This window comes from Hyunsoonleella flava (genome assembly GCF_004310325.1).
GTDB classification, from domain to species: Bacteria; Bacteroidota; Bacteroidia; order Flavobacteriales; family Flavobacteriaceae; genus Jejuia; species Jejuia flava.
Genome location: NZ_SIRT01000007.1, coordinates 64,167 through 89,684, shown reverse-complemented (window position 1 = coordinate 89,684; position 25,518 = coordinate 64,167). Strand labels below are relative to the sequence as shown.

The 25,518-nt window shown below is 36.1% G+C and carries 19 protein-coding genes; 4 read left to right on the top strand and 15 right to left on the bottom strand.

All coding sequences use genetic code 11. The features are described from left to right. Nucleotides 1–13: 13 nt before the first annotated feature. From EYD45_RS16750 to EYD45_RS09645, 7 genes are all read right to left on the bottom strand, one after another. Nucleotides 14–1,363 carry an endonuclease gene (locus EYD45_RS16750; protein ID WP_165453919.1) on the bottom strand — a complete coding sequence of 450 codons (1,350 nt, stop codon included), beginning with the start codon at nt 1,361–1,363 and terminating at the stop codon, nt 14–16. Between the two features lie 81 nt (nt 1,364–1,444). Next, complete coding sequence (locus EYD45_RS09670) at nt 1,445–2,614, bottom strand: hypothetical protein (RefSeq protein WP_130964342.1); 1,170 nt, start codon at nt 2,612–2,614, stop codon at nt 1,445–1,447. Between the two features lie 12 nt (nt 2,615–2,626). Beyond that, entirely contained in the window at nt 2,627–5,176 is a 2,550-nt protein-coding gene (locus EYD45_RS09665) for a TonB-dependent receptor (protein WP_130964341.1), read from the bottom strand. 163 nt (nt 5,177–5,339) lie between these two features. Then, a complete protein-coding gene (gene pgi / locus EYD45_RS09660; protein ID WP_130964340.1) occupies nt 5,340–6,959 on the bottom strand; it encodes a glucose-6-phosphate isomerase in 1,620 nt (539 codons plus the stop codon). Nucleotide 6,960: 1 nt separating this feature from the next. After that, on the bottom strand, nt 6,961–8,277 hold the full coding sequence (locus EYD45_RS09655) for a M23 family metallopeptidase (protein WP_130964339.1): 1,317 nt from the start codon (nt 8,275–8,277) through the stop codon (nt 6,961–6,963). Then, nucleotides 8,235–9,164, bottom strand: a complete 930-nt coding sequence (locus tag EYD45_RS09650) for a tryptophan 2,3-dioxygenase family protein (protein ID WP_130964338.1) — start codon at nt 9,162–9,164, stop codon at nt 8,235–8,237. Before EYD45_RS09650 ends, EYD45_RS09655 begins: the two co-directional genes overlap by 43 nt. Beyond that, nucleotides 9,164–9,946, bottom strand: a complete 783-nt coding sequence (locus EYD45_RS09645; RefSeq protein ID WP_130964437.1) for a DUF3108 domain-containing protein — start codon at nt 9,944–9,946, stop codon at nt 9,164–9,166. The genes EYD45_RS09650 and EYD45_RS09645 overlap by 1 nt, the downstream gene beginning before the upstream one ends. Nucleotides 9,947–10,283: 337 nt before the next feature. Here EYD45_RS09645 and EYD45_RS09640 point away from each other — a divergent pair, with 337 nt between their 5' ends. Beyond that, on the top strand, nt 10,284–10,802 hold the full coding sequence (locus tag EYD45_RS09640; protein ID WP_130964337.1) for a porin family protein: 519 nt from the start codon (nt 10,284–10,286) through the stop codon (nt 10,800–10,802). Between the two features lie 68 nt (nt 10,803–10,870). On the opposite strand, the gene hppD is transcribed toward EYD45_RS09640, so the two are convergent. From hppD to uvrC, 5 genes are all read right to left on the bottom strand, one after another. Beyond that, nucleotides 10,871–12,028 (bottom strand): 4-hydroxyphenylpyruvate dioxygenase, encoded by a 1,158-nt coding sequence (hppD, locus tag EYD45_RS09635; protein WP_130964336.1) that lies wholly within the window; start codon nt 12,026–12,028, stop codon nt 10,871–10,873. A gap of 141 nt (nt 12,029–12,169) precedes the next feature. Next, nucleotides 12,170–13,324: a homogentisate 1,2-dioxygenase gene (locus EYD45_RS09630; protein ID WP_130964335.1), complete on the bottom strand. Its 1,155-nt coding sequence runs from the start codon at nt 13,322–13,324 to the stop codon at nt 12,170–12,172. Between the two features lie 381 nt (nt 13,325–13,705). Continuing rightward, nucleotides 13,706–15,946 carry a patatin-like phospholipase family protein gene (locus EYD45_RS09625; RefSeq protein ID WP_317127935.1) on the bottom strand — a complete coding sequence of 747 codons (2,241 nt, stop codon included), beginning with the start codon at nt 15,944–15,946 and terminating at the stop codon, nt 13,706–13,708. Between the two features lie 45 nt (nt 15,947–15,991). Beyond that, the gene (locus EYD45_RS09620; RefSeq protein WP_165453918.1) at nt 15,992–16,555 is read right to left on the bottom strand and encodes a barstar family protein; all 564 of its coding nucleotides are present in this window, start codon (nt 16,553–16,555) and stop codon (nt 15,992–15,994) included. Between the two features lie 42 nt (nt 16,556–16,597). Then, nucleotides 16,598–18,391, bottom strand: coding sequence for an excinuclease ABC subunit UvrC (gene uvrC, locus EYD45_RS09615; RefSeq protein ID WP_130964333.1), 1,794 nt, complete (start codon nt 18,389–18,391; stop codon nt 16,598–16,600). A gap of 166 nt (nt 18,392–18,557) precedes the next feature. Between uvrC and rimK the strand changes: the two genes are divergently transcribed. The 3 genes from rimK to EYD45_RS09600 are packed head-to-tail and all read left to right on the top strand — an operon-like array spanning nt 18,558 to nt 20,987. Next, entirely contained in the window at nt 18,558–19,433 is an 876-nt protein-coding gene (gene rimK, locus EYD45_RS09610; RefSeq protein WP_130964332.1) for a 30S ribosomal protein S6--L-glutamate ligase, read from the top strand. 12 nt (nt 19,434–19,445) lie between these two features. After that, nucleotides 19,446–20,417: a succinylglutamate desuccinylase/aspartoacylase family protein gene (locus tag EYD45_RS09605; RefSeq protein WP_130964331.1), complete on the top strand. Its 972-nt coding sequence runs from the start codon at nt 19,446–19,448 to the stop codon at nt 20,415–20,417. Between the two features lie 6 nt (nt 20,418–20,423). Next, nucleotides 20,424–20,987 (top strand): 5-formyltetrahydrofolate cyclo-ligase, encoded by a 564-nt coding sequence (locus EYD45_RS09600; protein ID WP_130964330.1) that lies wholly within the window; start codon nt 20,424–20,426, stop codon nt 20,985–20,987. On the opposite strand, the gene EYD45_RS09595 is transcribed toward EYD45_RS09600, so the two are convergent. The 3 genes from EYD45_RS09595 to ileS form a co-directional block, all read right to left on the bottom strand. After that, nucleotides 20,984–21,607, bottom strand: a complete 624-nt coding sequence (locus EYD45_RS09595) for a lipoprotein signal peptidase (RefSeq protein WP_130964329.1) — start codon at nt 21,605–21,607, stop codon at nt 20,984–20,986. The genes EYD45_RS09600 and EYD45_RS09595 overlap by 4 nt on opposite strands. A gap of 65 nt (nt 21,608–21,672) precedes the next feature. Next, nucleotides 21,673–22,056, bottom strand: coding sequence for a TraR/DksA family transcriptional regulator (locus EYD45_RS09590; RefSeq protein WP_130964328.1), 384 nt, complete (start codon nt 22,054–22,056; stop codon nt 21,673–21,675). Nucleotides 22,057–22,060: 4 nt separating this feature from the next. Continuing rightward, nucleotides 22,061–25,465 carry an isoleucine--tRNA ligase gene (ileS, locus tag EYD45_RS09585; RefSeq protein WP_130964327.1) on the bottom strand — a complete coding sequence of 1,135 codons (3,405 nt, stop codon included), beginning with the start codon at nt 25,463–25,465 and terminating at the stop codon, nt 22,061–22,063. Nucleotides 25,466–25,518 lie beyond the last annotated feature (53 nt).

Sequence of the window (25,518 nt, the reverse complement as noted above, 5' to 3'; positions counted from 1 at the left end):
TATGGCATATCACTTATTGCCATTTGTTTTCTGCAGCTGCACCGCCCCATATAAGCGTTGCTAAATATGGGTTATCGATAAATGCGTTTCTGTTACCTTGAGCGGCATAAATAACGTTATTTCGTTGCATCTCAAAATCAGAAACAGGATCTTCTCTATTCCATTTTAGAAATAGTTCAACAGAACCTACTTTTTCAAACGTTTCGCCATACCTCACATTCAAATATAATATCATTCGAGCTACATCTCCTTTCCACTCATCTCCAGGATACCAAGTTTCTCCAATTAGCTTATAATTACCACTAGAGTCTGCGAAAGGATAATTTAATCTATCGCTGTTTACGGTAGCATCACAAGATCTTAAGTGGTGTAAATCGGTTACAGCATCAGCTGCAACTAATCGAGATTGTGGATATACATGCTCTGTATTAAACGTTTGAGGTGAATATGAATTTGAGCCAGATGTATACTCTTCCCAGTATCTACTTTCTCCCGAGTACATTAGAATAACGTTATTAGCGTTCGCCAAATCTTCATCGGCGTTATATAAATATTGATGTCTTTGACCATAAGATAGTATTGTAGTATGATTTGAAACTGTATGAGATTCCAAATTGTCAAACATAATATCTGACACGTCTGTAAACGTGAGGCCAGAATAATAGGATTGCAGATTGGAAGGAATATTAAAACTTAAAGCTTGTACAACAGTGATGGTAACGGTTGCCGTTGAGCATGAATTGTCTGGAGTATCATCATCACAAATGGTATAAGTAAATGAATCTTCCCCTAGGAACCCACTTCCAGGTGTATATGTTACTGTTTTGTCTGCATTTAGAATAACACTTCCTTGCGTGCTAGTATTATCTATAGATATTAAAACGGCATTATCAGTAGTATCGTCATTTATTAGAAGTTCATCAAATATGGTTGTAGAGCTTTCAACCACACTGAATGCGTCATTATTAGCGATGGGGTTTCCTTCGTCTGTAACTGTAATCGTTACTGTAGCAGTTGAACAGTTTGCAGGACTATCATCATCACACAATGTATAGGTAAATGTATCTTCACCTACAAAACCTGTTTTTGGCGTGTAAACATATCTTGTTCTTTCATCTACCACAGTTCCTCCAGCAGTTGTTGTGGCATCAAAAACAGTTACCCGAGCGTTATCTACTACTGTATCATTATTCAATAAAGTAGTCAGAAATAACTCTGTATCTTCTTGTGTTGTTGCAGTGTCATTTACTGCAACGGGCACACCATCATCTTTAGGTTCTTCTTTTGGAGGCGTAGTATCATCTCCACCACTACTGCAAGCAAAAAAAAGAGCACTTGCAAACAATAAAATATACTTTTTCATAACAACAATAAAGATATTGAATTTTGAGGAAAAAAAACCACCTCGGAATGAGGTGGCTTTATATGTTTTTGAAATATCAGTCTATTGGTATACCCAAACACCGCCTTTTTTTATAACGGCTTTTGATTCGTTACCTGTAGAACCTGTAAAGACCACATAAGTTAGTATGTACTTTTGACCTTCTTCTGCATTAGGATCTCTTGTGTCTAAAACTACATTGAATGCTTCTAATAGCATTGCATCAGTCCAGTAATTTGAACTACTAGATCTTCTATCAAAACTACCAAAGAAACCGACGTTATCGGCCGGACCTTCATAGATAGACGCAAATTCACTAGAAATTAATGCAATATCATCTCCTGTTAGCGTGTACTTAATAGTGTTATCTGGTATCCATGTAGTCCCATCGTGACCAAATTGTAATTGCTGACTAATAACATTATTATACTCAGACCAAACTGCTCCATCGTAAATAAAGTATTTTACATAGCTATATGTTGTTCTATCATCTGTACGTCCATCTCCATCTACATCATCAACATCAGTAACAAATAGCTTGTACATAGTACCAACGATATCGCCTGCAGCGTTATCTACAAACTTTAACTTCTCTTTCAACAAAGCTGGTATTTTTTCAACTGCTTCATCTTCGCTTGAAAAGTTTGGAAATCTAAACCCTAAAGCTCTGTATTCATCATCGGTAAAGCCCATCATTTTTTGCCACTCACCCTCAATATATAAATATCCATCATTAAATGTATCTGTTTGGCCTACTGCAAAATAATCGTAGGTTAAGGACACAAGAGTTCTATCTTCTGGATTTGGAAACCTAAGTTCCAAAAGTTCAATCATTTCTGACTGACTATCAAAATTTGAAAATCTGTGACCTAAATCATCATAATCTTGGTCTGTAACTTCATATACTATTAAACTTCTTTCATCTCTTTTAGGAAAGAACAAATCATATGTTACCAACGCACTAGAATTATCTTTTAATGCTGGAAACCTATCGGATAACAAACCTGGAATTAATTCCTTCGCTTGATCTTCTGAACTAAAGTTAGGAAAACGTAGCCCTAAACCACCATCATCTTCATCATCAGTATAATCATCCTCTGTAAGGGTATATTCTATATCACCAGAAATAGGTACTGCATTAGCATCTATGTCTTCATAAAGCTCATCTAACGGCTCACACCCTACAAAGGTAACCGCTAGAATTAATGTCATTGAATAAATTATTTTTTTCATTTTCAAAGTTTTTTAGAAATTAAGTTTTGCACCTAAATTGAAGGTTCTACCAAATCCAATCCAAACCAACGCCGTATCAGCAGTAGATCCTGATCCATCTTGGGCATCTGGAATGTATTCTGTATCAAATACGTTATTCATTCTGGCTGTTAAAGTAGCATCAAAAGGTCCAAATTTGAAACCATGTTGCATTGCAACATCAAACAATCCAAAAGAAGGCATTTTCCAAGCATCAGGACCCGGTTCATTTCTATCGCTTGGATCGAAACGTGCATAAATATCAGCATTGTATACATAATCTACAATAAGTCTTGTATCTAAATTAAACTTGTAATTAGTACCCAAACCAAATGTTGTTTGTGCGGCATCAGAAACATGTACGTCTTTAATAAAAAGATTAACTGTTTCAATAAGCTCTTGCTCTTCATTAAACACTTGTACATCAGTAACATTTTTAGCCCATCTCCAGTCTCCTAAAGATGCCATACCGTTTATTTCTAGCCTATCTGTTGCTTTGTAAACAAAATCAACCTCTATCCCTTGATGGATTGCGTTAACACCTAAAATATTTGCCGAAGCTCTAGTACCATCTGGCTGCTGGAAAGAAAATATCTCTGTTCTATCATTCCAAAGCGTTCTATACAAATTCACATTGGCAGCTAATTTTTCACTTCTATAACCATAACCCAATTCATAACTTGTGATTTTTTGGTTTGGTGCATCCTCATTGATATTGTCATTACTGAAATTCAGGAATACATTATCAAACTCTGGAGCTCTTTCGAAATAGCCTATGTTAGCAAATACATTATGATTACCATCTATTCTGTAGTTCGCACCACCTTTAATACTTCCCCCAAGGAAGTTATAACGATCTGTTTCTTGTAGAGGATCTGAATCCAAGTAATTAAATCTATCTACTCTTTTGTAAGAGGTATTTGAAACTGCGGCAGCAACAAACGCATTGAAGTTTTCAGTTATATCATATTCCAACTGTCCAAAAGCTCCAACCCATCCTACATGACCATCGTTGTCATAATTTATTTTATCACCAACTCTTGCAGCATTATTTGGGTTATTTGCATCATTGTTATCTAAAAAGTATTGACCGCCTAATAAATTAGTTACCTCTTGGAAGTGAATCCCTTTATAAGACCTAAAGTCTAAACCAACCTGTAATACCATTTGATCATTTAGGTTAGTTTTTAAGTTTGATAACAATCCATACCAATTGTGGTCGTTACGTGAAGCTCTTAAAATAGTTTCAGAACCTAAAGCTCCAAGAGCCTCATTCTCGTCCGCTATTTTATCAAAATTAATTGGTCCATAAAGTCCATCTCTATATTCGCTGCTTCCGTCGGCATTAAATGTGAATTTGTTTACACCTCTAATACCACCACCACCTCCGGTTCCGAAGGATACATAAGCCGATGAGTTAATAGACGTATTGTCATTCAAATTCCAATAGTGGTTTAACGAAATTTGTGGCTTATGGTAAAAGTTATCTTCTTGGAATGTTACCTGACCATTGTAGTAACCCCAATCTGCATTAAACTTTCTGCCTCTTTCACTATTTCTATAGGTTTCAATAAGCTGTCTGTTCTGTCTTTGACCATGTTGCTGTTTTGCACCAAAAGCAGAAAACGCTAACTTGTGTTGGTCATTAAACTCTTTTGAAATGTTTACAAAATAAGACACACCCGAAAACTGAGTTCCATCCACATAACCATCTCCAGTGGTGCTCGCAGCGGATACCGTAGCAGCAAAACCATTATCCATTAAACCAGTAGAGTACGTTACGCCATATTTGGTGTAACCGTCATTACCTACTGATGTCATTACATTACCTCCTTCTTCAACATCTGTAGTTTTAGTAATGATGTTAATCGTACCACCAATAGAAGGTACTGCAATTTTAGCTGCACCTAAACCTCTTTGCGTTTGCATTGTACTAGTTACATCACCTAAACCAGCCCAGTTACTCCAGAAAACACGACCGTTTTCCATGTCGTTTACTGGAATACCATTTATCATTACCGCAACGTTTACAGAGCCAAAGCCTCTCATTCTAACTTGACCGTCTCCAAAACCACCACCAGCTTTTGTTACATAAATACCTGGAGTAGATTTTAAAATTTCAGGAAATTCTTGTGATCCTAGTTTTAATTCAATGTCTGCTGCTTTTACAGTAGATACCGCTACAGGTGTCTTTCTATCTACTGCAACAGATGCAATAATTTGAATTTCTTCAAGCCCTACTTGGCTTGATGCCATTTCAACTTTTCCTAAGGCAGCATTACCAGAAAAAGAAATTGTTTTAGAATTGTAACCAATGTATGATATTACAATTTCACCAGAGTTTGATTGTGTGGTAATTGAAAAATTACCATCAAAATCTGTAGTAACTCCGTTTGAAGTACCTTTTTCAATAACATTAGCACCAGGAAGCGGTAAATTGGTTCCAGCTTCCACAACAGTACCCGTTATAGTACTTTGAGCTATAGCAACAGTCGTAAATAACGAAACTATTACCATAATCAGTAAATTAGTCGTTTTTTTCATAATTTTTGAAAAATTATTTAATAATTTGAAATTAGTCGAGGCAAAAATACTGATAATTAGAAGATAAACATTAATCAAATGTTAAGAAATTTAACAGTTGTTATTAACAAAAAAGCACCGATATTCACAATATCAGTGCTTTTATTAACAATTTTACAGTGATTTAAGAATTTTGCCGATAATAGTTCAAAAGATTAGAAGTTGAGCTATCATGTTCATTTTGTGCTTCTCCACTAAATTCTTTTAGTATTTTGCTTGCCAGTTGCTTACCTAACTCTACACCAAACTGATCGTAACTAAAAATATTCCAAATCACGCCTTGTACAAATATTTTATGCTCGTACATGGCAATGAGTTTACCTAAACTTTCAGGTGTTAACTTATTGATGAATATGGTATTTGTTGGTTTATTGCCTTCAAAAATTTTAAAGGGTATGATCACCTCTTTTGTGCCTTCTGCTATAACTTCAGCTTCAGTTTTCCCGTTAAGAAGAGCCTCCGTTTGTGCTAAAAAATTTGATGTGAGTTTGTCATGGTGGTCTTGATTTCCATGAAGTGATTTTACAAACCCAATAAAATCTGCCGGAATCAATTTGGTACCTTGATGTATCAATTGAAAAAAGGCATGTTGGGAGTTGGTTCCTGGCTCTCCCCATATCAATGTTCCAGTTTGATAATCAATTGGGTTGCCATTTCTATCAACGCTTTTCCCATTACTTTCCATAATACCTTGCTGTAGATAGGTGGCAAACTGATTTAAATACTGAGAATAAGGAATAACTGCCTCACTTTCGGCTTTAAAAAAGTTATTGTACCAAACACTTATCAACCCCAAAACAACAGGGATATTCTTATCAAAATCTTCATTTTTAAAATGCTCATCCATTTTGTTAGCTCCGTTCAAAAGGCTTGCGTAATTATCGTAACCAACGGCCAGACTTATGGACAACCCAACGGCACTCCACAAAGAGAAACGCCCACCAACCCAGTCCCACATTGGGAAAATATTGCTACTATCTATTCCAAAGCTAGATACGGCATCTAGATTTGTTGACACCGCTACAAAATGTTTTGCTATATCTGCTTCACTAGCAGATTCTAAAAACCACGATTTTATAGTATTGGCATTTGAAATCGTTTCTTGTGTAGTAAATGTTTTTGAAACGATAACAAACAGTGTCGTTTCAGGGTCTAGCTTCTTAATCACTTCATTTACATGATCGCCATCTACATTACTTACAAAATAGGTGGTTAAATGATTTTTGTAAAATTGCAATGCATCTACTACCATGGCTGGTCCTAAATCTGAACCACCAATACCGATATTCACTATATGGGTAAATGGTTTACCTGTGTAGCCTTTTCGTTCTCCATTTACCACTTCATTCGTAAAGCCCTCTATTTTTTGCTTTACCTTATGAACTTCAGGCATTACATTTTTACCGTCAACACTTACAACTGAAGATTCTGGAGCTCTTAAGGCGGTGTGTAATACCGCTCTCCCTTCAGTTTGGTTTATAATTTCTCCTGAAAATTGACGTTCAATTGCTTCTTTTAGCTTTACATCATCTGCCAATTCCAATAGATATTTAAACGTTTCTTCGGTAATTCTGTTTTTTGAAACGTCAACATAAAAATCGTCCCATTTGATAGTAAATTTATTTGCCCTGTCTTCATCCTTAGCAAACAAATCTTTCATTTTTATATATTGAGCCTCAGCAAAATGATGTTCTAATTTCTTCCACGAAGGGGTTTTAGTTGGGTTTACACTTGGTAATGCCATGTTATGAATTGGATTGGTAAATTACAGTTTGAGGTTCCTCTTCTGTAATCTGAGGTTTAAAATTTATATTATCTAGCTTGTATTTTATTGGTTGAATAAACTCCAAATACTTTATTTTTAAAGAATCTGAAATAGGTTTAGCTTCTGGTAGCTTCTGTTTAAACGGATCAACCTGTTTCCCGTTTTTCCAAAACCGATAGCAAACGTGCGGACCACCAGTATTTCCTGTCATTCCAACTTTTCCGATGATATCTCCCTGTTTCACAAATTGTCCTACCTTTACAAGACGTTTGCTCATGTGCAAATATTGCGTTTCGTAAGTAGCATTGTGCCTAATCTTTACATAATTCCCATTACCTCCTCTACGTTCAGATTTTGTAACTGTTCCATTAGCCGTTGCCATAATAGGCGTGCCAATGGGCGCCGCAAAATCGGTGCCTCTATGTGCTCTAACACGATAGCCGTAAACCGCTATGCGTCGCCTTAAATTATATCGTGATGAAATTCTACTAAACTTTACGGGAGCTTTTAAAAAGGCTCTTCTCAAATTTTTGGCTTCTTCATTAAAGTAATCTACGATACCTTTTGTGGTATCCGTCATAAATTCAAAGGCATAAAATGGTTCATGGTTATGCTCAAAATATGCAGCTTTTACTCGATCAACACCTGTGTAAATCGTATCGTCAATATATTTGTCGGTGTAAATCACTTTAAACCTATCACCTTTTTGTAATCTTCTAAAATCAATAGTCCATGCATAAATCTCATCGGCCATTTTATAGGCTAAACGCGGACTTAAACCTTGTTCTTCCAAAGTTAGCGATATATTGTCCTCAATAACCCCTGTGGCTACTTTTTCAACATATTTAATAGGCTTTCTACTTCTGTAGGCTTGAATAGAATCTTTAAAATTTATCACTACATAATCTTCCAAATTAGGCTGATAAATAAAACAAGTTGCTGTTTCCAGAGAATCCTTAGCACACAATAGCGTGTATGGCTTACCTACTTGTAAACCCCTTCTAATATCAAAGGTATCCTTTGCTTTTTCAGCTATATTGAAGATTTTTGGATAGCCTACATTGTTGCGCTCCAGAATAATTCCGAAGGTATCACCATTTTTTATGGTATCGCGCTTCACAATATAATCGTCCATGTTAAATCCAAATTCTATTACAGGTTCGGGTTCCTCCACAATGGCCACCTCTTCTTCTGTAATTTTTGGAGCAGGGTCGTCCTTACATCCTAAAATTAGAATCGCTAATAAAAAAAGTATTAAATATTTGTTCCCCAATCTTCTATTTCTTTTGCAGTCCATAAATCTGGAAAAAATATTCGTTTTTGATATTTTGGGTGCATATACTTTACCCATTCACTACCGCCAGTAGCTTCGGCTGTTTTGCCCCCTATATTTAAATAATGATTTGCTGTATTATAATGTGCCATTACCCATTTTACATTCACGGTATAATCGTAATGCCTCATGGCCTCTATTAAACTTTTATCCTCTTGAGATGCCTTTGGCAACTCCTTAAACTTACTCCACAAATTATTCTTGTGATAAAATTTTGTGAATGTAATAAATTCGGCTTTGTAGCGCTCCTCAAAAGCAGATAAAGTGTACGTTTTTTTACCGGTTTTAAAATCTTTACCTGCAGCTTGCCAGTACAAATGCTCAAAAGCGTTTTCATAAGACGAATTTCTATCTATAGTAGCTCTAAATCGCTTATCTATCAAATTAATCAACTCGGTTGAGGCAAACTCCACTTTTCTATATTGCGCACTTTGAAAACCACTAGCTGGCGTTAATGTAGTTCTGAACTGATTGTACTGATCCACATCCATTCCATCTTTCATAATACTAAATGAGGACGTTAGCACATCAAAATAACGACTAATTCGCATTATTTTTTCTGTAAAGATTTTTGTGTCTAAATCATCAATATCATTTTCCGCAACCTGTTTAATCTCAGAAAGTATCATCTTAAATAGCAATTCGCTAATTTGATGATACATAATAAACACCATTTCGTCCGGAAAATCAGTTCTTGGGTTTTGAAGATTTAATAATACATCCGTTTGGATATAGTCCCAATAACTAATGGGCTTACTATGCAGCAAACCTTCTAAATGAACGTCCAAATCTTGATCTATAGACTCGTATTTTTTTTTAAGCTGGTTGGTTATGTCTGAGTCTGGATTCATTAATTATTAACAACTATTTGAAACGGATGCTTAAGCCCTTTAAAGGCTTCCAGATCTGCTCTAAGCGACCCCACAGCCAAATCTGCCTTAATGCGCAAAGGTAATTTATTTTTGTCTTTTGAGACCCATAGCGTCAAACTTTCTTCCTCCTTAAAAACGCGGCCCGCCATTACATAAGGTCTAAATTTTAAACACCTTACATCCCCAAAATCTGTATCAATAACTTCTTCTCCTAAATACTGCAACTTAAAACCATAATTTTCCTCATCAAAAAACATATCTACCTTAAACTCATCACCAACTTTCAGTGTGCTAATATCAATGCTGTTTCTTAAATAATAATATGTCGATACCATATCTTGAATATTCGGTTTGGTATCAATTACTTTTTTTGTTTTGTGCTTCTTGTTATTTACATGGGCCTTTTGGTTCTCATGGTCAAAATCTATCTCAATATCTTTTGTATGCCCACCCTCGTCAATGTTGCGCACAAATTTATAAGGCATAATAGTTTCTTTGTCAAAATAACTTTCATATCTATCCTTCACCTTAAAAAACCATTTTATCATACCCGTTGTCCAGCCTTTACCAACAACATGGTACACGTCTTTCTCTCCAATTTTAGAATCCTTAACCGTAAGCGTTGCATTTCCAGCCTTTAAAAAACCACTATAGCTCATCTTGAATTTAAACCATTCGCCGTCTCCAAAAGCGGATTCTTGCTGTGCAACCAAAACTTGCATAGTTCCAAAAGCAATTATTATAAGTAGTACCTTTTTCATCATTATTTGGGTAATTATAATGTAACTTCTTCAAGCACATTTTATTGTTTTTACGTAAGAAATTACAATTACTATTCCAAAAATAGAAATTTTATCCAAAACCCGCGGTTCACAACTGTTATAGTTATGTTAGAAAACACGTCATCGATTATTTTTTTGGGCGTTCCCCTGCGGGTCGGGCTTTCCGTTTCAAGTCCTTGCACCTCCTGCGTCGGGCTGTGGGCTTTACTCTACAATCCCTAACGCACATATCCGCAAACGTCTCTTTTTTACACCAACATGCTCACATTTTTGCTTTGGTTCGATGTACTAGTGTAATTAATTAAAACCAAAACTTATGAGACGACACACATTAACAATTTGTCTAGTGCTTTTAACAACATTTACGTTTGCGCAAGATTTCAATCTTTCGGCAACAGCAGGGTACTTAAACATCAATTCCATTTTTAAGGTAGATAGCGAAAAACGCGATTTAGACTTTAAAAGCAACGGCTTTTATTTTGGCGCACAGAGCGAAATAAACCTAGCCGATAAAATTGATTTACAACCCGAAATAGCTTTGGCTCTTAATGCTGAAGGAGATGCCATATACATTGGCGCATTGGGTAGCTACCAAGCAACCCAAGAATTTAGTGTATTATTTGGCCCAACCCTAAACGTTATTCTAGAAGATGTAGCCAACGGCTACCAAACACTAGGTATTTTTCTTGGCTTTGGAGGTAGCTACGATATTACAGAAAAAATATATGCACAAGCCAAATACAATGTACAACTAAATGATTATTATACTGGAAGTGCCGATGTAAGCTCTAAAGTAAACTTCCTGATGATAGGTATTGGGTATAGATTTTTATAATTAGTTTGAGTTAGTTTGTTGAAAACGGCACGATGAAATTAGTCATAAAATCGTGCCGTTTTGTTATCCTATAACGTACCTCTTTTGGCCTGCTCCCGTTCAATCGATTCAAAAAGTGCTTTAAAGTTGCCAGCTCCAAAACCTCTAGCGCCCATACGCTGGATGATTTCAAAAAACAAAGTTGGTCTATCTTCAACAGGTTTTGTGAAAATCTGTAACAAGTAGCCTTCCTCATCAGCATCTATCATAATGCCTAAACTTTTTAGGGTTTCGATATCTTCTCGCAATTCATGACTAAATTCTTCCAAACGTCCAGGTACTGCTCTATAGTATTCATCTGGCGGAATGGATAAAAACTCCACACCTCTACTTCTTAATTGCGAAACCGTATTGATTATATCATCTGTGGCTACAGCGATGTGCTGCACGCCAGCGCCTTCATAAAAATCTAAATACTCCTCAATTTGCGACTTCTTTTTACCCTCAGCAGGCTCGTTTATTGGGAATTTTATGCGTCCATTACCATTGCTCATCACCTTACTCATCAATGCTGAATATTCGGTATGGATTTGCTTATCATCAAAGGATAAAAAGTTCTCAAAACCCATCACATCTTCATACCATTTTACCCATGTATTCATTTGCCCCCAACCTACATTGCCAACCATATGGTCTATATACTTTAACCCAACAGGCTCTGGGTTGTAATCTGACTCCCATTTTACAAACCCAGGCATAAAGGCGCCATTATAGTTTTTACGCTCCACAAACATATGCACCGTCTCCCCATAGGTATAAATACCAGCACGCACAACTTCACCATCTTTATCGGTTTCCACAGTGGGTTGCATGTATGATTTTGCCCCTCTACTGGTGGTTTCTTTATAGGCTTTTCTTGCATCCTCTACCCAAAGCGCTATCACTTTTACACCGTCGCCATGTTTTACAAGATGGTCGTTTATGGGCGATTTACTGTTTAACGGTGTAGTTAACACCAATCTAATTTTGTCCTGCTTCAACACATAGCTCACCTCATCTCTGGATCCTGTTTCCAAACCTTTATACGCATAGGATTGAAACCCAAAGGCTGTTTTGTAAAAGTGTGCTGCTTGTTTTGCATTCCCAACGTAGAATTCCACGTAGTCTGTTCCAAGAAGTGGCAAGAAATCCTGTGCCCCTTCAAATATTTTTTCTAAACCGTAGTTTACTGATTTTATGTCTTTCATGTCAAAAGCCCCTCTTAATCTCCCCATAAGGGGAGAAACTCAAAACGGGAATTTGAGTGTTTGTTTTAAAATTATTTTTTATGTTTCATTTCACTTCTAAGAGCTCAGTTCCCCTCCTTTTGGAGGGGTTAGGGGAGGCCTCTATAACCACGACGTATGGTATGTGTCATCTGCAATTTTCATTGCATCTTCGGTTACCATCAATGGCTTGAATGTATCTACCATCACTGCTAACTCTTCTGTTTCGGTTTTTCCAATGCTACGCTCCGTAGCTCCTGGGTGTGGGCCATGTGGAATACCTGCCGGATGCAATGAAATATGACCTGCCTCTATATCATTTCTACTCATGAAATCGCCATCCACGTAATATAGCACCTCGTCACTATCAATATTACTATGATTGTAAGGCGCTGGAATAGATTGTGGGTGATAATCATATAACCTGGGTACAAAGCTGCATACCACAAAAGCATCCGTTTCAAATGTTTGATGTACTGGCGGTGGTTGATGAATGCGCCCTGTAATCGGTTCAAAATCATGAATTGAAAAGGCATACGGATAGTTATACCCATCATACCCAATCACATCAAAGGGATGCGATGCGTAAACCATTTCAATAATATCATCTTGCTTTTTTACTTTAATTAAAAAGTCCCCAGACTCATTATTGGTTTCCAGCTCTTCTGGCCTTCTAATATCGCGTTCGCAAAATGGCGAATGTTCCAACAATTGCCCAAACCAATTTCTGTAGCGTTTTGGCGTATAAATGGGTCGTCTGGATTCTACAATAAAAAGGCGATTGTCCTCTGTATCGAAATCAATCTTGTAAATAATACCTCTTGGGATTAACAAATAATCGCCATATTTAAAATCGAGATTTCCGAGCATGGTTCGTAATTTTCCTGTGCCTTTGTGTACAAAAATCAACTCATCGGCATCGGTATTTTTATAGAAATAATCTGATGTGGACTGTTTTGGCGCTGCCAGCTGAATGGCACAATCGCTATTGATAAGTACCGTTTTTCTACTTTCTAGAAAATCGTTCTCTGGTTTTATTTGAAACCCTTTTAATCGGTAGGATTTTATATTATTGGCTTTTGCAATTTTTGGCGCAACACTGAATTGGTTTTTTATTTCCTTTACCTGTGTTGGCCGTTGTTCGTGGTAACTGTTGGTAGACATACCATCAAAACCTATGGTGCCAAATAATTGCTCGTAATACAAACTTCCGTCTGGTTTTCTAAATTGTGTGTGTCGCTTGGGAGGAATACTCCCTAATTTATGATAAAATGGCATTGTTTTAATTTTTAACTGTTGTCCTCGATTAAAGGCTAACTGAATGTTACTAAAGATAATAAATTAAAAGCATTCCTTTCCGGTAGGAATCGTGATTCTTGGGAATGACAAAAACGCCTGCTTATTCAGGATTTCTCTTGATAAGATAGTGAAGAAACTGTAATAAATCTTTGAATAAAAGCATCATACGTATACAAATATCGTAAAAAAATAGGAATACTTGAATTACTAAAAACAGCAAAGATGCTACTGTGCTTTTTGCATAATACTAAATTAGCAGATTTGCCCGCGTTAGGGATTGAGGGATTTGTTGAAGCTCCCCGACACAGGAGGGAGCGACTCCCGAAAGCCCGACCCCTTGCGGGTAACGCCCAAATAACATTAAAACCAAAACCCTACATTAAAATACCAAACGCTATCGCGCTGCTCTGGTGAATAACTATATTTTATTTGAATTGGTCCGATAAAGCTTTCTAAAGCATAGCCCAAAGCGTAGCCCCTATAATCTGGCAATGTAAACCACTCGCCTGTTTCAAAAATATCGTCGTCAACATTGGCCCAATTGCCTTCTAAAGTAATGTGATGCTTATTAAACACCTCATAATCCATACTAAAATAAGCTTTTACATAACTGTTCCCCGTAAGCGAAATGAAATCGTAGCCATAAAACGGAATGAAGTTATTTATGAGATTATTTCCATAACCACCAAGTGCAAAATCCAAAGTTGTAGTAGATTTATCACCCAACTTAAACCCGCCTCCTGTTTGCAAATTGAAAGACACTTTTGGAGATACGCTAAACGCATATCCCATTGTAGCACTGGCAATGGAAAAGCTTTCGAAATCTTCGTTAAAACGTGATGCAAATAAATAGGTATGGAAATCGCCATTAAAAAACACACCTCTTTTTGGAAAATATTTATTATCGTAAGTGTCTAATTTTAATTTTCCAAATGCACTGAAATAATCGGTACTTTCAAAAACAAATTCGTCCTGATTGGTGTTGGCAATCGTTTCAGAAGTTACTTCCAAACGCTTGTGTTCTGCCCCAAGACTTAATGCAAAATCCTTTCTAAAAAGCGTTTGAAGATAAAACTGATTGGTTTGGTCATGAAGTGATGCATTCACTTTATTTAAGCCCGTACTTGTAATTTGAGTATCGTCCAACAACAACTCTGCATTTACATCTTTTTTAAAGGCGTTATACCTTGAACGTAAACCCACACTCCAATAAAACCCTTTATCGATTAAATAATTAAAATCGTAACGCACATTGTCCCCAAAAACCATATCTAGCGAGATAACATCATTACCAAACAATAGGCTCTTTTTTGTAAGATTTATCAAAGCACCGCTTTTGTACAAATCGTCATAATGAACGCCTAACTTTAAAAAGGTAGTCGTCTCAGTTTCATTAACCTCGGCCAATAAATCATAAGTGTCCTTTTCATCTGTTGGTTCTAAATCGTAGTAAAAGGAATCAAAATTATTGGTGGCTATCAAACTGTTTAAGCCTTTTACAACGTTTTTGTAAGATACTTTTTCACCACCTTTCAGTTTTAATTTTCCCAAAATATAAGAGCGTGTATATTTGCTGTTTCCTTTTACTTTGATGTTTCTTATTTTGATACTATCTCTTACTACTTTTTTAACAACGCTATTTATATTTGAGTTTTTAGCTTTAGGCAGTTGTTTTAAAGCTTCTATATTTTCAATTGCTGCCTTCGCACCATTGGCAATAATGTTATTCCCTTGATTAAAAGATACCACATTAAAATCCTTAATATCGGGTTTGATGTAAATGTCTGTTTTCGGTGCCTTTAACTTCATATCATTTATAGTTCTGAAGTTATTAATTTGAATGAGTACATCAGGAGCAGACGTTAATTCCTCAATATTTAACAACCCATCCTGAACATCCACCCCAATAATGATATCCATTCCTTTTGCTCTCAATTCATCAATGGGATAATTATTTACCACACCGCCATCAATTAGTATTTGATTATCAATTTTTACAGGTTGAAAAAGCGAAGGCAATGCGCCACTTGCCATAACAGCATGCGTTAAGTTCCCTTTGTTGAGTAGCACTTGTTTACCTGTTTCTATATTGGTTGCAATGCAGAAAAAAGGAATTGGTAGATTTTCAAAATCATTAATATCACTTACATGTAACATTAATTTAGATAAGAGATTATAGGTGTTTTGGCCTCGGGATAATGCCGATGGCAATTTTAAATTGAAATTATCAAACGGAAGTGTGATGGCATACCGCTCAGCATTATTACGTTCATAAAATGCTTTGGAAGCTCTCGGTAAATCGTCGCTTATGATTTTATCAAAATCGATACTATTAAAAATAGAATCTAGCTCTTTACCCGTATACCCCGAAGCGTAAAGTGACCCTATAATAGCACCCATGCTCGTTCCTGCCACATAATCTACTTTTACCCCTAATGTATCTAGCACCTTTAAAGCCCCAATATGCGCTAACCCTTTTGCACCACCACCACTTAGCACTAAACCGACTTTGGGTCTGGAGTTGTCTTCTACTTGATTTTGCGCATTCGCGGAAAACGTTATGAGTAGCAATAGGGTTAATATTGTGGTTTTAATTTTCAAATTTTGATTTTCATTTCTATATTTTGAATTCTAGAATTGATGTTTTTAGATGGCTTTCATACGCTCGATAAAAACTGCGATTAGGAGAGAGGTTTCATTATTTTTTCTATCAGCGTTAAACCATTCAGATGGATTCCAAATTGGACTTGTCCCCCCGAGTTCAGGAAAGTCTAAATCAGGATTGTCTGATTGTATAAGCCCGATTAATTTTTGTCCTGTCAAAAGCCAAATTCTAGATTCTCTTGCTATGATATCAAGAATAGCTTCAGCAAACTTCACATCCTCTTCTACAAAACTATCATAACTTCTAAAAACTAAAACTAATCCTCTGTGTTTTTTGTTGTACATATCAGTCAAACAATCAGCAAACGCATTCATATTCTCTCCATAATAATCAGGAAAATTAAGCGCGTCTTTCAATTTACGATGAGCGTTTTTTCGATTCCAATTTCGGCAATTCATTTCTATAACCTCGAAATTTTTATTGTTAAACCAATTCAAATCTTTATCAAGAATTCCATTTTTGAAATACTTACATATTGGTCCGTCTTTAAGAATTTCTATGTCTTTCCCTATTTTATCTTCTTTCAATTCCATTAATCGTTTCAAATTCAAGAGTTTTGTCATTTTGAAGTATAACCAAAACCAAACTCACTTCCCATGATAATAATTATAAACCTTTTCAGCCCTAGACACCCCAACAACACCCTCCAATTCATCTAACTTTGCATGCGCCACTCGTTTTGCCGATTTAAAATACTTTAACAACTCCACAACTGTTTTTTCGCCAATTCCTGGAATGGTTTCCAACTCTGTATTTAACGCACTTTTACTGCGCTTGTTGCGGTGGTGCTCAATTCCAAAACGATGTGCTTCATTTCTTAATTGCTGAATGATCTTTAGCGTCTCGCTTTTCTTATCTAAATATAGTGGAATTGGGTCATTTGGATAAAATAATTCTTCCAAACGTTTTGCAATGCCGATAATGGCAATTTTACCTCTCAATCCTAAAACATCTAAACTTTTTAGTGCTGATGACAACTGCCCTTTACCTCCATCAATAATAATTAACTGCGGTAAAGGCTGGTCTTCTTCCAGCAAACGCTTATAACGCCGATGCACTACTTCTTCCATAGTAGCAAAATCGTCCGGTCCTTCCACCGTTTTTATGTTAAAATGACGGTAATCCTTTTTACTTGGTTTTCCGTTTTTAAATACTACGCATGCCGCAACTGGGTGTGTTCCTTGTATGTTGGAGTTATCAAAACACTCAATATGCCGTGGCTCTTCACTTAAACGTAAATCCGCTTTCATTTGTGCCATAATACGATTGGCATGTCGATCTGGATCTACAATTTTCATCTGTTTAAAACGCTCCATCCTGTAATACTTAGCGTTTCTTAAGGACAAATCCACAATATGTTTTTTATCACCCAATTTAGGTACGGTTACCTTCACATCCTCACCCAAATCCACTTTAAAAGGCACGTAAATTTCTTTTGAATTGGAGTTGAAGCGTTGACGAATTTCCGTTATTGCCAATTCTAAAAGTGCTTTATCGGTTTCATCCAGCTTTTTCTTCACTTCTAAGGTATGCGAACGAATGATAGAACCATAGGACAGTTGTAAAAAGTTAACATAACCATAACTTTCATCACTCATAATTGAGAACACATCCACATTGCTGATTTTTGGGTTTACAATGGTGGATTTGGCTTGATAATTCTCTAAAACCTCAATTTTCTCCTTTATTTTTTGTGCTTCCTCAAACTGCATATTTTCAGCAAGTGCTTTCATCTGAACCCGAAACTGCGATAAAGAATCCTTGAAGTTCCCTTTAATAATTTCCTTTATGGTCTTGATATTATTATGATATTCTTCCTCGGTTTCCAAGCCTTCACAAGGCCCTTTGCAATTTCCCAAATGATATTCTAAACACACTTTGTATTTCCCTGCCTCTACTTTTTCCTTGCTTAAATTGTAATTGCAAGTTCGTAATGAATACAAGCCCTTTATCAAATCTAGCAGGGTTCTAACCGTTTTCATACTAGTGTAGGGTCCAAAATATTCGCTACCATCTTTAAATACGCGTCGCGTGGAAAACACTCTTGGAAAACGTTCATTTTTAATACAAATCCATGGGTAGGATTTGTCGTCTTTCAACATCACATTATAACGCGGTTGGTACTTTTTTATCAGGTTATTTTCAAGAAGTAATGCATCTGTTTCAGTCTCTACAACTATATGCTTAATTCTAACAATCTTTTTAACCAGAACCCTAGTCTTGCCATATTCATGATTCTTAGTAAAGTAAGAACTTACCCGTTTTTTTAAATTTTTGGCTTTACCAACGTAAATGAGTGTATCATCTTTATCATAATACTGATAAACTCCAGGTTGATTTGGTAGGGTTTTTAGCTGTATCTCTAAGTCCGGGGTATCCATTACCGTAAAGGTATATTAAATAGAGAAAACCTAAAAAATTCCTTACTGTTTTTGTTATATTGCACATAGAATGCAAGTGCCTAGAGTTTTAAGTGTGCTAAAACGCTTAAAGTTATCCCCAATTAACTTGAAAAAACTTTTAACTTAAGACACTTTAAGTGCTTTTATGAACATAGTTATCCTCTCAAGAAACTCAAATTTGTACTCTACCAACCGACTCGTGGAAGAGGGCGAACATCGTGGACATCAAATGGAAGTGATTGACCCATTGAAGTGCGATATTATTATCGAAAAAGAAAAGCCCACTATATTTTACAAGGATCGGTATTTAGATTATGTTGATGCCATTATCCCAAGAATTGGGGCGTCGGTTACTTTTTTTGGATGCGCTGTGGTACGCCAGTTTGAAATGATGAATGTGTTTACTTCGGTAACATCTGATGCCATTATTCGTTCGCGTGATAAACTGCGTAGTTTCCAAAGACTGTCTAAGGCAGGTATCGGTATGCCAAAAACCGTTTTTACGAACTATTCCCGTGATGTTGAAAAAGTACTATCGCATGTTGGTGGCACACCAGTAATTATAAAGCTTTTGGAAGGCACACAGGGCTTAGGCGTAGTTTTAGCTGAAACTAGAAATGCTGCAGAATCTGTTTTGGAAGCGTTTAATGGTTTGCAGGCTCGAGCCTTGGTTCAAGAATATATTGGAGAAGCCAAAGGCGCAGATTTAAGGGCTTTAGTTGTAGATGGACATGTTGTTGGTGCCATGAAACGCCAAGGAAAGGAAGGCGAATTTCGGTCTAACTTACATCGTGGCGGTTCTGCAGAAATTGTCCGACTTACAGAAGCTGAAATAAAGGTAGCAATGAAAGCTTCACGTGCATTAAAACTGCCTGTTTGCGGGGTTGACATGCTACAATCTAATCGAGGGCCGCTACTTTTAGAAGTCAATTCCACACCTGGATTAGAAGGTATTGAAGGCGCCACAGGAAAAAACATTGCAAGAAGTATCATAACCTATATTGAAAGAAATAGACATTAAAGTTTAATTTGAATGACTGCTGAAAAGAAACCCCTTATCATTCTAGGTACTGAAGTACACCCTGGAGAGACTAAAGAAGTAAATTTTGATGTTGCTAACCTGCATACGGCATCCCCCATAGATGTTCCCGTAATTATTAGTCGATCAAAAAAAGAAGGCCCTACCGTTTTGTTTACCGCAGGTATCCATGGTGATGAAGTAAACGGTGTTGAAATTATAAGGCAACTGATTGCTAAAGGCATCAACCAACCGAAGTGTGGTACAATAATTTGTATGCCAGTGATTAATATTTTTGGCTTTATCAATTTGAAGCGCGAGTTTCCTGATGGCCGCGACTTAAATCGAGTATTTCCTGGAAGCACTGGAGGCTCTCTGGCTAGTCGTGTTGCAAATAAACTTATAAAAGAGGTCGTGCCTCATGCCGATTTAATTATTGATTTTCACACGGGAGGCTCAGGGCGGTTTAATGCGCCACAATTACGTTATACAAGAGACCAAAAAAACCTTGACAAACTAGCCGAAGTTTTTGGAGCCCCTTTCGTACTATATTCCAAAAATTTAACAAAATCCTTTAGAACATCATGTACAAAACTCGGTAAGGATTTATTGCTTTTTGAAGGTGGAAAATCATTTCATATTGATGATGTCGTAACCAATTCAGGTGTTAACGGCTCAAAACGTATTTTGAAACATCTGGGCATGCTAAAAACGGTTTTTAAATCCTCCAAACCTAAAAAGAAATGTGTGTTTATTACTAAAAGTAAATGGCAACGCGCTAAATATTCTGGCATGTTCAAAGCTTCAGTACCCGTGGGTTCAAAAGTTGAAAAAGAAGAAATTATAGGTAATATTACCGACCCTTATGGTAAGTTCAACTTTTTTGTAAGAGCCCAAAATTCTGGTTATGTAATTAATGTGAATGAGCTACCTATAGTATATCAAGGCGATGCCCTATTTCATATTTCTACTGAAGTTAAATCATAATCAAAGATGCTAAAAAAAGAACTTCGTAAAAGATATAAAGCACTACGGAACAAGCTTACGGATGAACAGATTGAAGATTACAGTATTGCTATTGCGAATCAGTTTTTAAAGTTACCCATTTGGGACTATTCATTCTATCATATTTTCTTATCCATTGAAGAACAAAAGGAAATCAACACCGACTTTATTTTGAATATTCTATCAGGAAAAGACAAAAATATTCTTGTTTCGAAAAGTGATTTTAAAACCCGAGAAATGACTCATTTTCTCTTGACTGATAATACGGTTATCAAAAAGAATAACTACAATATTCCTGAGCCCGTTGAGGGTATTGAAATCTCCAATGATAAAATTGAAGTAGTTTTTATTCCTCTTTTAGCGTTTGATAAACATGGTAACCGTGTTGGTTACGGCAAAGGGTTTTATGACAAATTTTTAAGCCAATGTAAACCTGAAACAATCAAAATTGGTTTGTCCTTTTTTGAAGCTGAAGATGAGATTAGTGATGTTTTTGTGGATGATGTTGGGTTGGATTATTGTGTATCACCAAATAAATTCTATCAATTCTAATCCTTATTAGAAAAAGCCCGCTTATTAAACACAATCAACATAATAAACCCTGTACTTATTGCCATATCTGCAATATTAAAAACAGGTTCAAAAAAAGTAAAGAATTTACCTCCGTATTTTGGTATCCACTCAGGCAAGTAGCCTTTATACATAGGGAAGTAAAGCATATCAACTACTTTACCGTGTAGCAAGGTATCATAACCGCCTTCTTCAGGTAAAAAGGTTGCAATTTGTCCGATACTATCATTAAAAAAAATACCATAAAATACTGAATCTATAATGTTACCCATGGCGCCTGCAAAAATTAGGGCTACTGCAATTATCAAAACTCTAGAACTTCTCTTTTTGGTAGCACTATATAACCAATACCCTATCCCAACGATAGCAAACACACGAAATAAGGTTAAAAACGTTTTTGCAGTTCTATCAGACATAAAAGGTAAAATATCACTAATACGAGTTCCCCAAGCCATCCCTTCGTTTTCAATGAAATAGATTTTAAACCAACTTAATACTTCAACACTATCATGAAGTGCGAAATGCGTTTTTACATACACTTTACTTATCTGGTCGATAAGTAAAATGATGATGATTAAAATAATGGATTTTTTAAGAGACATTTTATTAAAAAAGAAACGTCTCGTTTTAAAAAGCGAGACGTCTTTGATTTTATCGTTGAATCAGACTACTTCTGCATATTCTTAGCCTCAATACTTAAGGTAGCATGCGGTACTAATTCTAATCTTTTTTTATTGATTAGTTTGCCTGTAACGCGACACACTCCATAGGTTTTATTCTCTATTCTTATTAAAGCATTTTTTAGATCGCGAATAAATTTTTCTTGACGAATAGCCAATTGCGAGTTAGATTCTTTACTCATCACAGCACTGCCTTCATCAAATGCCTTGAACGTGGGTGATGTGTCATCGGTACCGTTGTTGTGGTCGTTCATGTAAGCACTTTTAATCAATTCTAAATCATGTTGTGCTTTTTCAATTTTTTCTTGAATCAATTTTTTGAATTCTGCCAATTCACTATCAGAATATCTAACGTTTGTATTTGAAGCCATAATGTTAATGTTTTGTAATAAATAGTTTGGTATTTACATCATCAAAAGCAATTTCGATACCATTATTTATTTGGTCAATAATTTCAAGTTCTTCGGTTAATGTTTCGGTTTTTATATATTCTATATTGGAGTCTACAGCTTGTTTAATCTGCTCGTCCTTTTGTAATTTTACATCAATTCTGTCGGTTACTTCAAACCCAGAATCTTTTCTTAAATTTTGAATACGGTTTACCAGCTCTCTTGCAATTCCTTCTTTCCTTAACTCATCTGTAATAGTTACATCCAAAGCTACGGTAAGGCTACCTTCATTTGCTACCAGCCATCCTTCAATATCCTGAGAGGTAATCTCAACATCATTGCGTTCTAAAGTAATGTTTTTTCCGTTTATTTCAACGTCAAAATTTCCATTTTGCTCGATTTTGTTAATATCTTCAGATGAAAAGTTCATTACTACACCTGCAATAGCTTTCATATCCTTTCCAAAACGAGGCCCAAGCACTTTAAAATTTGGTTTTATTTTTTTGACCAAAATATCAGAAGCATCTTCCAACAGCTCAATTTCCTTCACATTAACTTCGTGCTTTATTAGATTTGATACCGCCAAAATCTCTTCCCTTTGCTGATTACTATCAATTGGAATCATTATTTTTTGCAGCGGTTGGCGCACTTTAATCTTCTCTTTAGCTCTCAACGATAATACTAAGGAAGATATTGTTTGCGCCGCTTCCATTTTGCGCTCTAAACTTTTATCAACATAAGATGCGTCATATACAGGGAAGTTTGCCAAATGTACACTCTCAAAATCCTCTTTTTTGGTAACCGTATTTAAATCCAAATACAACCTATCCATAAAGAACGGTGCAATTGGCGCGCCTAATTTCGCAATCGTGATCATACAAGTATACAAGGTTTGATACGCTGAAATTTTATCTGTTTGGTAATCGCCTTTCCAAAAACGCCTTCTACTTAATCGCACATACCAATTACTTAAATAATCTTGTGTAAAGTCTGAAATTGCCCTTGCAGCTTTTGTAGGCTCATAATCTGCATAATAGGCATCTACTTTCTGAATTAAGGTATGTAATTCAGATAGAATCCAACGGTCTAATTCTGGACGTTCTTCTAAAGGAATATCAGCTTCAGCATAACTAAATTTATCTAAATTGGTATATAAACTGAAGAACGAATACGTATTATAAAGTGTACCGAAAAATTTACGTTTTACTTCTTCTACACCATCCAAATCAAACTTTAAATTATCCCAAGGATTAGCATTACTAATCATGTACCAACGTGTAGCATCCGCACCGTAAGTACTTAATGTTTCAAATGGGTCTACAGCATTTCCTAAACGTTTGGACATTTTTTGTCCGTTCTTATCCAATACCAATCCGTTAGATACTACATTTCTATATGCAATAGAATCGAATACCATAGTTCCTATAGCATGTAACGTGTAGAACCATCCGCGTGTTTGATCAACACCTTCCGCAATAAAATTTGCTGGGAATGTAACACCATCATCTATAAATTCTTTATTTTCAAAAGGATAATGCCATTGTGCGTAAGGCATAGAACCAGAATCGAACCAAACATCAATTAAATCGCTTTCGCGTTTCATAGGTTGTCCTGACGGAGAAACTAATGTAATCTCATCAACAATATTCTTATGTAAATCTAACTTCGCATAGTTGTCTTCAGCATTGTTTCCTACTTCAAAATCATCAAAAATATCTTTTTCTAGGACTCCAGCTTCCACTGCTTTAGCCATTTCTGATTTTAATTCTTCTACAGAACCTACGCATAATTCTTCTTTACCATCTTCGGTTCTCCAAATTGGTAGTGGAATTCCCCAGTAACGCGAACGTGATAAATTCCAATCGTTTGCGTTGGCTAGCCAATTACCAAAACGTCCTTCTCCTGTACTTTTTGGTTTCCAGTTGATGGTCTGGTTTAATTCGTGCATACGATCTTTAACATCGGTTACTTTGATAAACCAAGAATCTAATGGATAATACAAAATAGGTTTATCAGTACGCCAACAGTTAGGGTAACTGTGCTTATATTTTTCAACCTTGAAGGCTTTGTTTTCTGTTTTTAATTTGATTGCAAGCTCAACATCAACTGATTTTTCAGGTGCTTCACCATCAGTGTAATATTCATTCTTTACATACTTGCCTGCAAGTTCTTTTAATTCTGGCCTAAAACGCCCTTGTAAATCTACAAGTGGCACTAAATTTCCATTATCATCCTTCACTAACATTGGTGGCACCTCAGGAGTAGCTTGTTTTGCCACCAAGGCATCATCTGCACCAAAAGTAGGCGCTGTATGCACAATTCCTGTCCCATCTTCAGTAGTTACGAAATCCCCAGAAATGACTCTAAATGCATTTTCAGGATTATCATTTGGAAGTGCATAGGGCAACAATTGTTCATAAGTTATACCGACTAAATCTTTACCCAGAAATTCTTTAACTACGAAAAACGGAATTTTTTTATCTCCAGATGTATAGTTTAATAATTCTGATTTTTCTTCAACCTTATTGAATTTTCCTGAAAATTGATAGTTCACTAATTTTTTCGCCAAAATCACATTAATCGGCTCAAAAGTGTATTGGTTGTAAGTTTCAACTAAAACATAATCAATTTTAGGACCGACAGTTAAGGCAGTGTTACTAGGTAAAGTCCAGGGTGTAGTGGTCCAAGCTAAAAAGTGAATATCACCTTCATTTTGTAAAAATTCTGGAAGCGAATCTGGTTTTGCTTTAAATTGAGCTACTACCGTGGTGTCAGTTACATCTTGATATGTTCCAGGTTGATTCAACTCGTGGGAACTTAAACCTGTTCCTGCTTTTGGTGAATACGGTTGAATGGTATAGCCTTTATACAACAATTTCTTATCGTATATTTGTTTTAACAACCACCAAACCGATTCCATATATTTAGGCTCATAGGTGATATAAGGGTCGTCCATATCTACCCAATACCCCATTTTCTCCGTAAGATCATTCCACACATCGGTATATTTCATTACCGCCTTTCTACAAGCAGCGTTATAATCTTCAACCGAAATTGTTTTGCCGATATCCTCTTTACTGATGCCTAATTCTTTTTCCACGCCCAATTCAATAGGCAAACCGTGCGTATCCCAACCAGCTTTTCGCTTTACTTGGTACCCTTTCATAGTTTTATAACGTGGAAAAATATCTTTAATAGCTCGGGCTAAAACGTGGTGCACTCCTGGAAGTCCGTTTGCGGATGGCGGCCCTTCGTAAAACACATAAGGTTCGTTGCCTTCTCTTGTGGTTACACTTTTTTCAAAAACATTGTTTTCTTTCCAATAGGTTAGAATGTCGCTAGCCAATTTTGGTAAGTCAAGTCCTTTATATTCAGCAAATTTCGTGCTCATTTATGTGCAATTCTTATAAGTTCGCGAATTTAATGAATTATCACGAAATTGAT

What these genes read in the sequence shown, in the direction of transcription:
- EYD45_RS09665 (WP_130964341.1), bottom strand. Translation starts at nt 5,176, where the DNA reads ATGAAAAAAACGACTAATTTACTGATTATGGTAATAGTTTCGTTATTT.
- EYD45_RS09650 (WP_130964338.1), bottom strand. Translation starts at nt 9,164, where the DNA reads ATGAATCCAGACTCAGACATAACCAACCAGCTTAAAAAAAAATACGAG.
- EYD45_RS09640 (WP_130964337.1), top strand. Translation starts at nt 10,284, where the DNA reads ATGAGACGACACACATTAACAATTTGTCTAGTGCTTTTAACAACATTT.
- hppD (WP_130964336.1), bottom strand. Translation starts at nt 12,028, where the DNA reads ATGAAAGACATAAAATCAGTAAACTACGGTTTAGAAAAAATATTTGAA.
- EYD45_RS09645 (WP_130964437.1), bottom strand. Translation starts at nt 9,946, where the DNA reads ATGAAAAAGGTACTACTTATAATAATTGCTTTTGGAACTATGCAAGTT.
- rimK (WP_130964332.1), top strand. Translation starts at nt 18,558, where the DNA reads ATGAACATAGTTATCCTCTCAAGAAACTCAAATTTGTACTCTACCAAC.
- EYD45_RS09605 (WP_130964331.1), top strand. Translation starts at nt 19,446, where the DNA reads ATGACTGCTGAAAAGAAACCCCTTATCATTCTAGGTACTGAAGTACAC.
- uvrC (WP_130964333.1), bottom strand. Translation starts at nt 18,391, where the DNA reads ATGGATACCCCGGACTTAGAGATACAGCTAAAAACCCTACCAAATCAA.
- EYD45_RS09590 (WP_130964328.1), bottom strand. Translation starts at nt 22,056, where the DNA reads ATGGCTTCAAATACAAACGTTAGATATTCTGATAGTGAATTGGCAGAA.
- EYD45_RS16750 (WP_165453919.1), bottom strand. Translation starts at nt 1,363, where the DNA reads ATGAAAAAGTATATTTTATTGTTTGCAAGTGCTCTTTTTTTTGCTTGC.
- EYD45_RS09655 (WP_130964339.1), bottom strand. Translation starts at nt 8,277, where the DNA reads ATGGACTGCAAAAGAAATAGAAGATTGGGGAACAAATATTTAATACTT.
- ileS (WP_130964327.1), bottom strand. Translation starts at nt 25,465, where the DNA reads ATGAGCACGAAATTTGCTGAATATAAAGGACTTGACTTACCAAAATTG.
- EYD45_RS09670 (WP_130964342.1), bottom strand. Translation starts at nt 2,614, where the DNA reads ATGAAAAAAATAATTTATTCAATGACATTAATTCTAGCGGTTACCTTT.
- EYD45_RS09600 (WP_130964330.1), top strand. Translation starts at nt 20,424, where the DNA reads ATGCTAAAAAAAGAACTTCGTAAAAGATATAAAGCACTACGGAACAAG.
- EYD45_RS09630 (WP_130964335.1), bottom strand. Translation starts at nt 13,324, where the DNA reads ATGCCATTTTATCATAAATTAGGGAGTATTCCTCCCAAGCGACACACA.
- pgi (WP_130964340.1), bottom strand. Translation starts at nt 6,959, where the DNA reads ATGGCATTACCAAGTGTAAACCCAACTAAAACCCCTTCGTGGAAGAAA.
- EYD45_RS09595 (WP_130964329.1), bottom strand. Translation starts at nt 21,607, where the DNA reads ATGTCTCTTAAAAAATCCATTATTTTAATCATCATCATTTTACTTATC.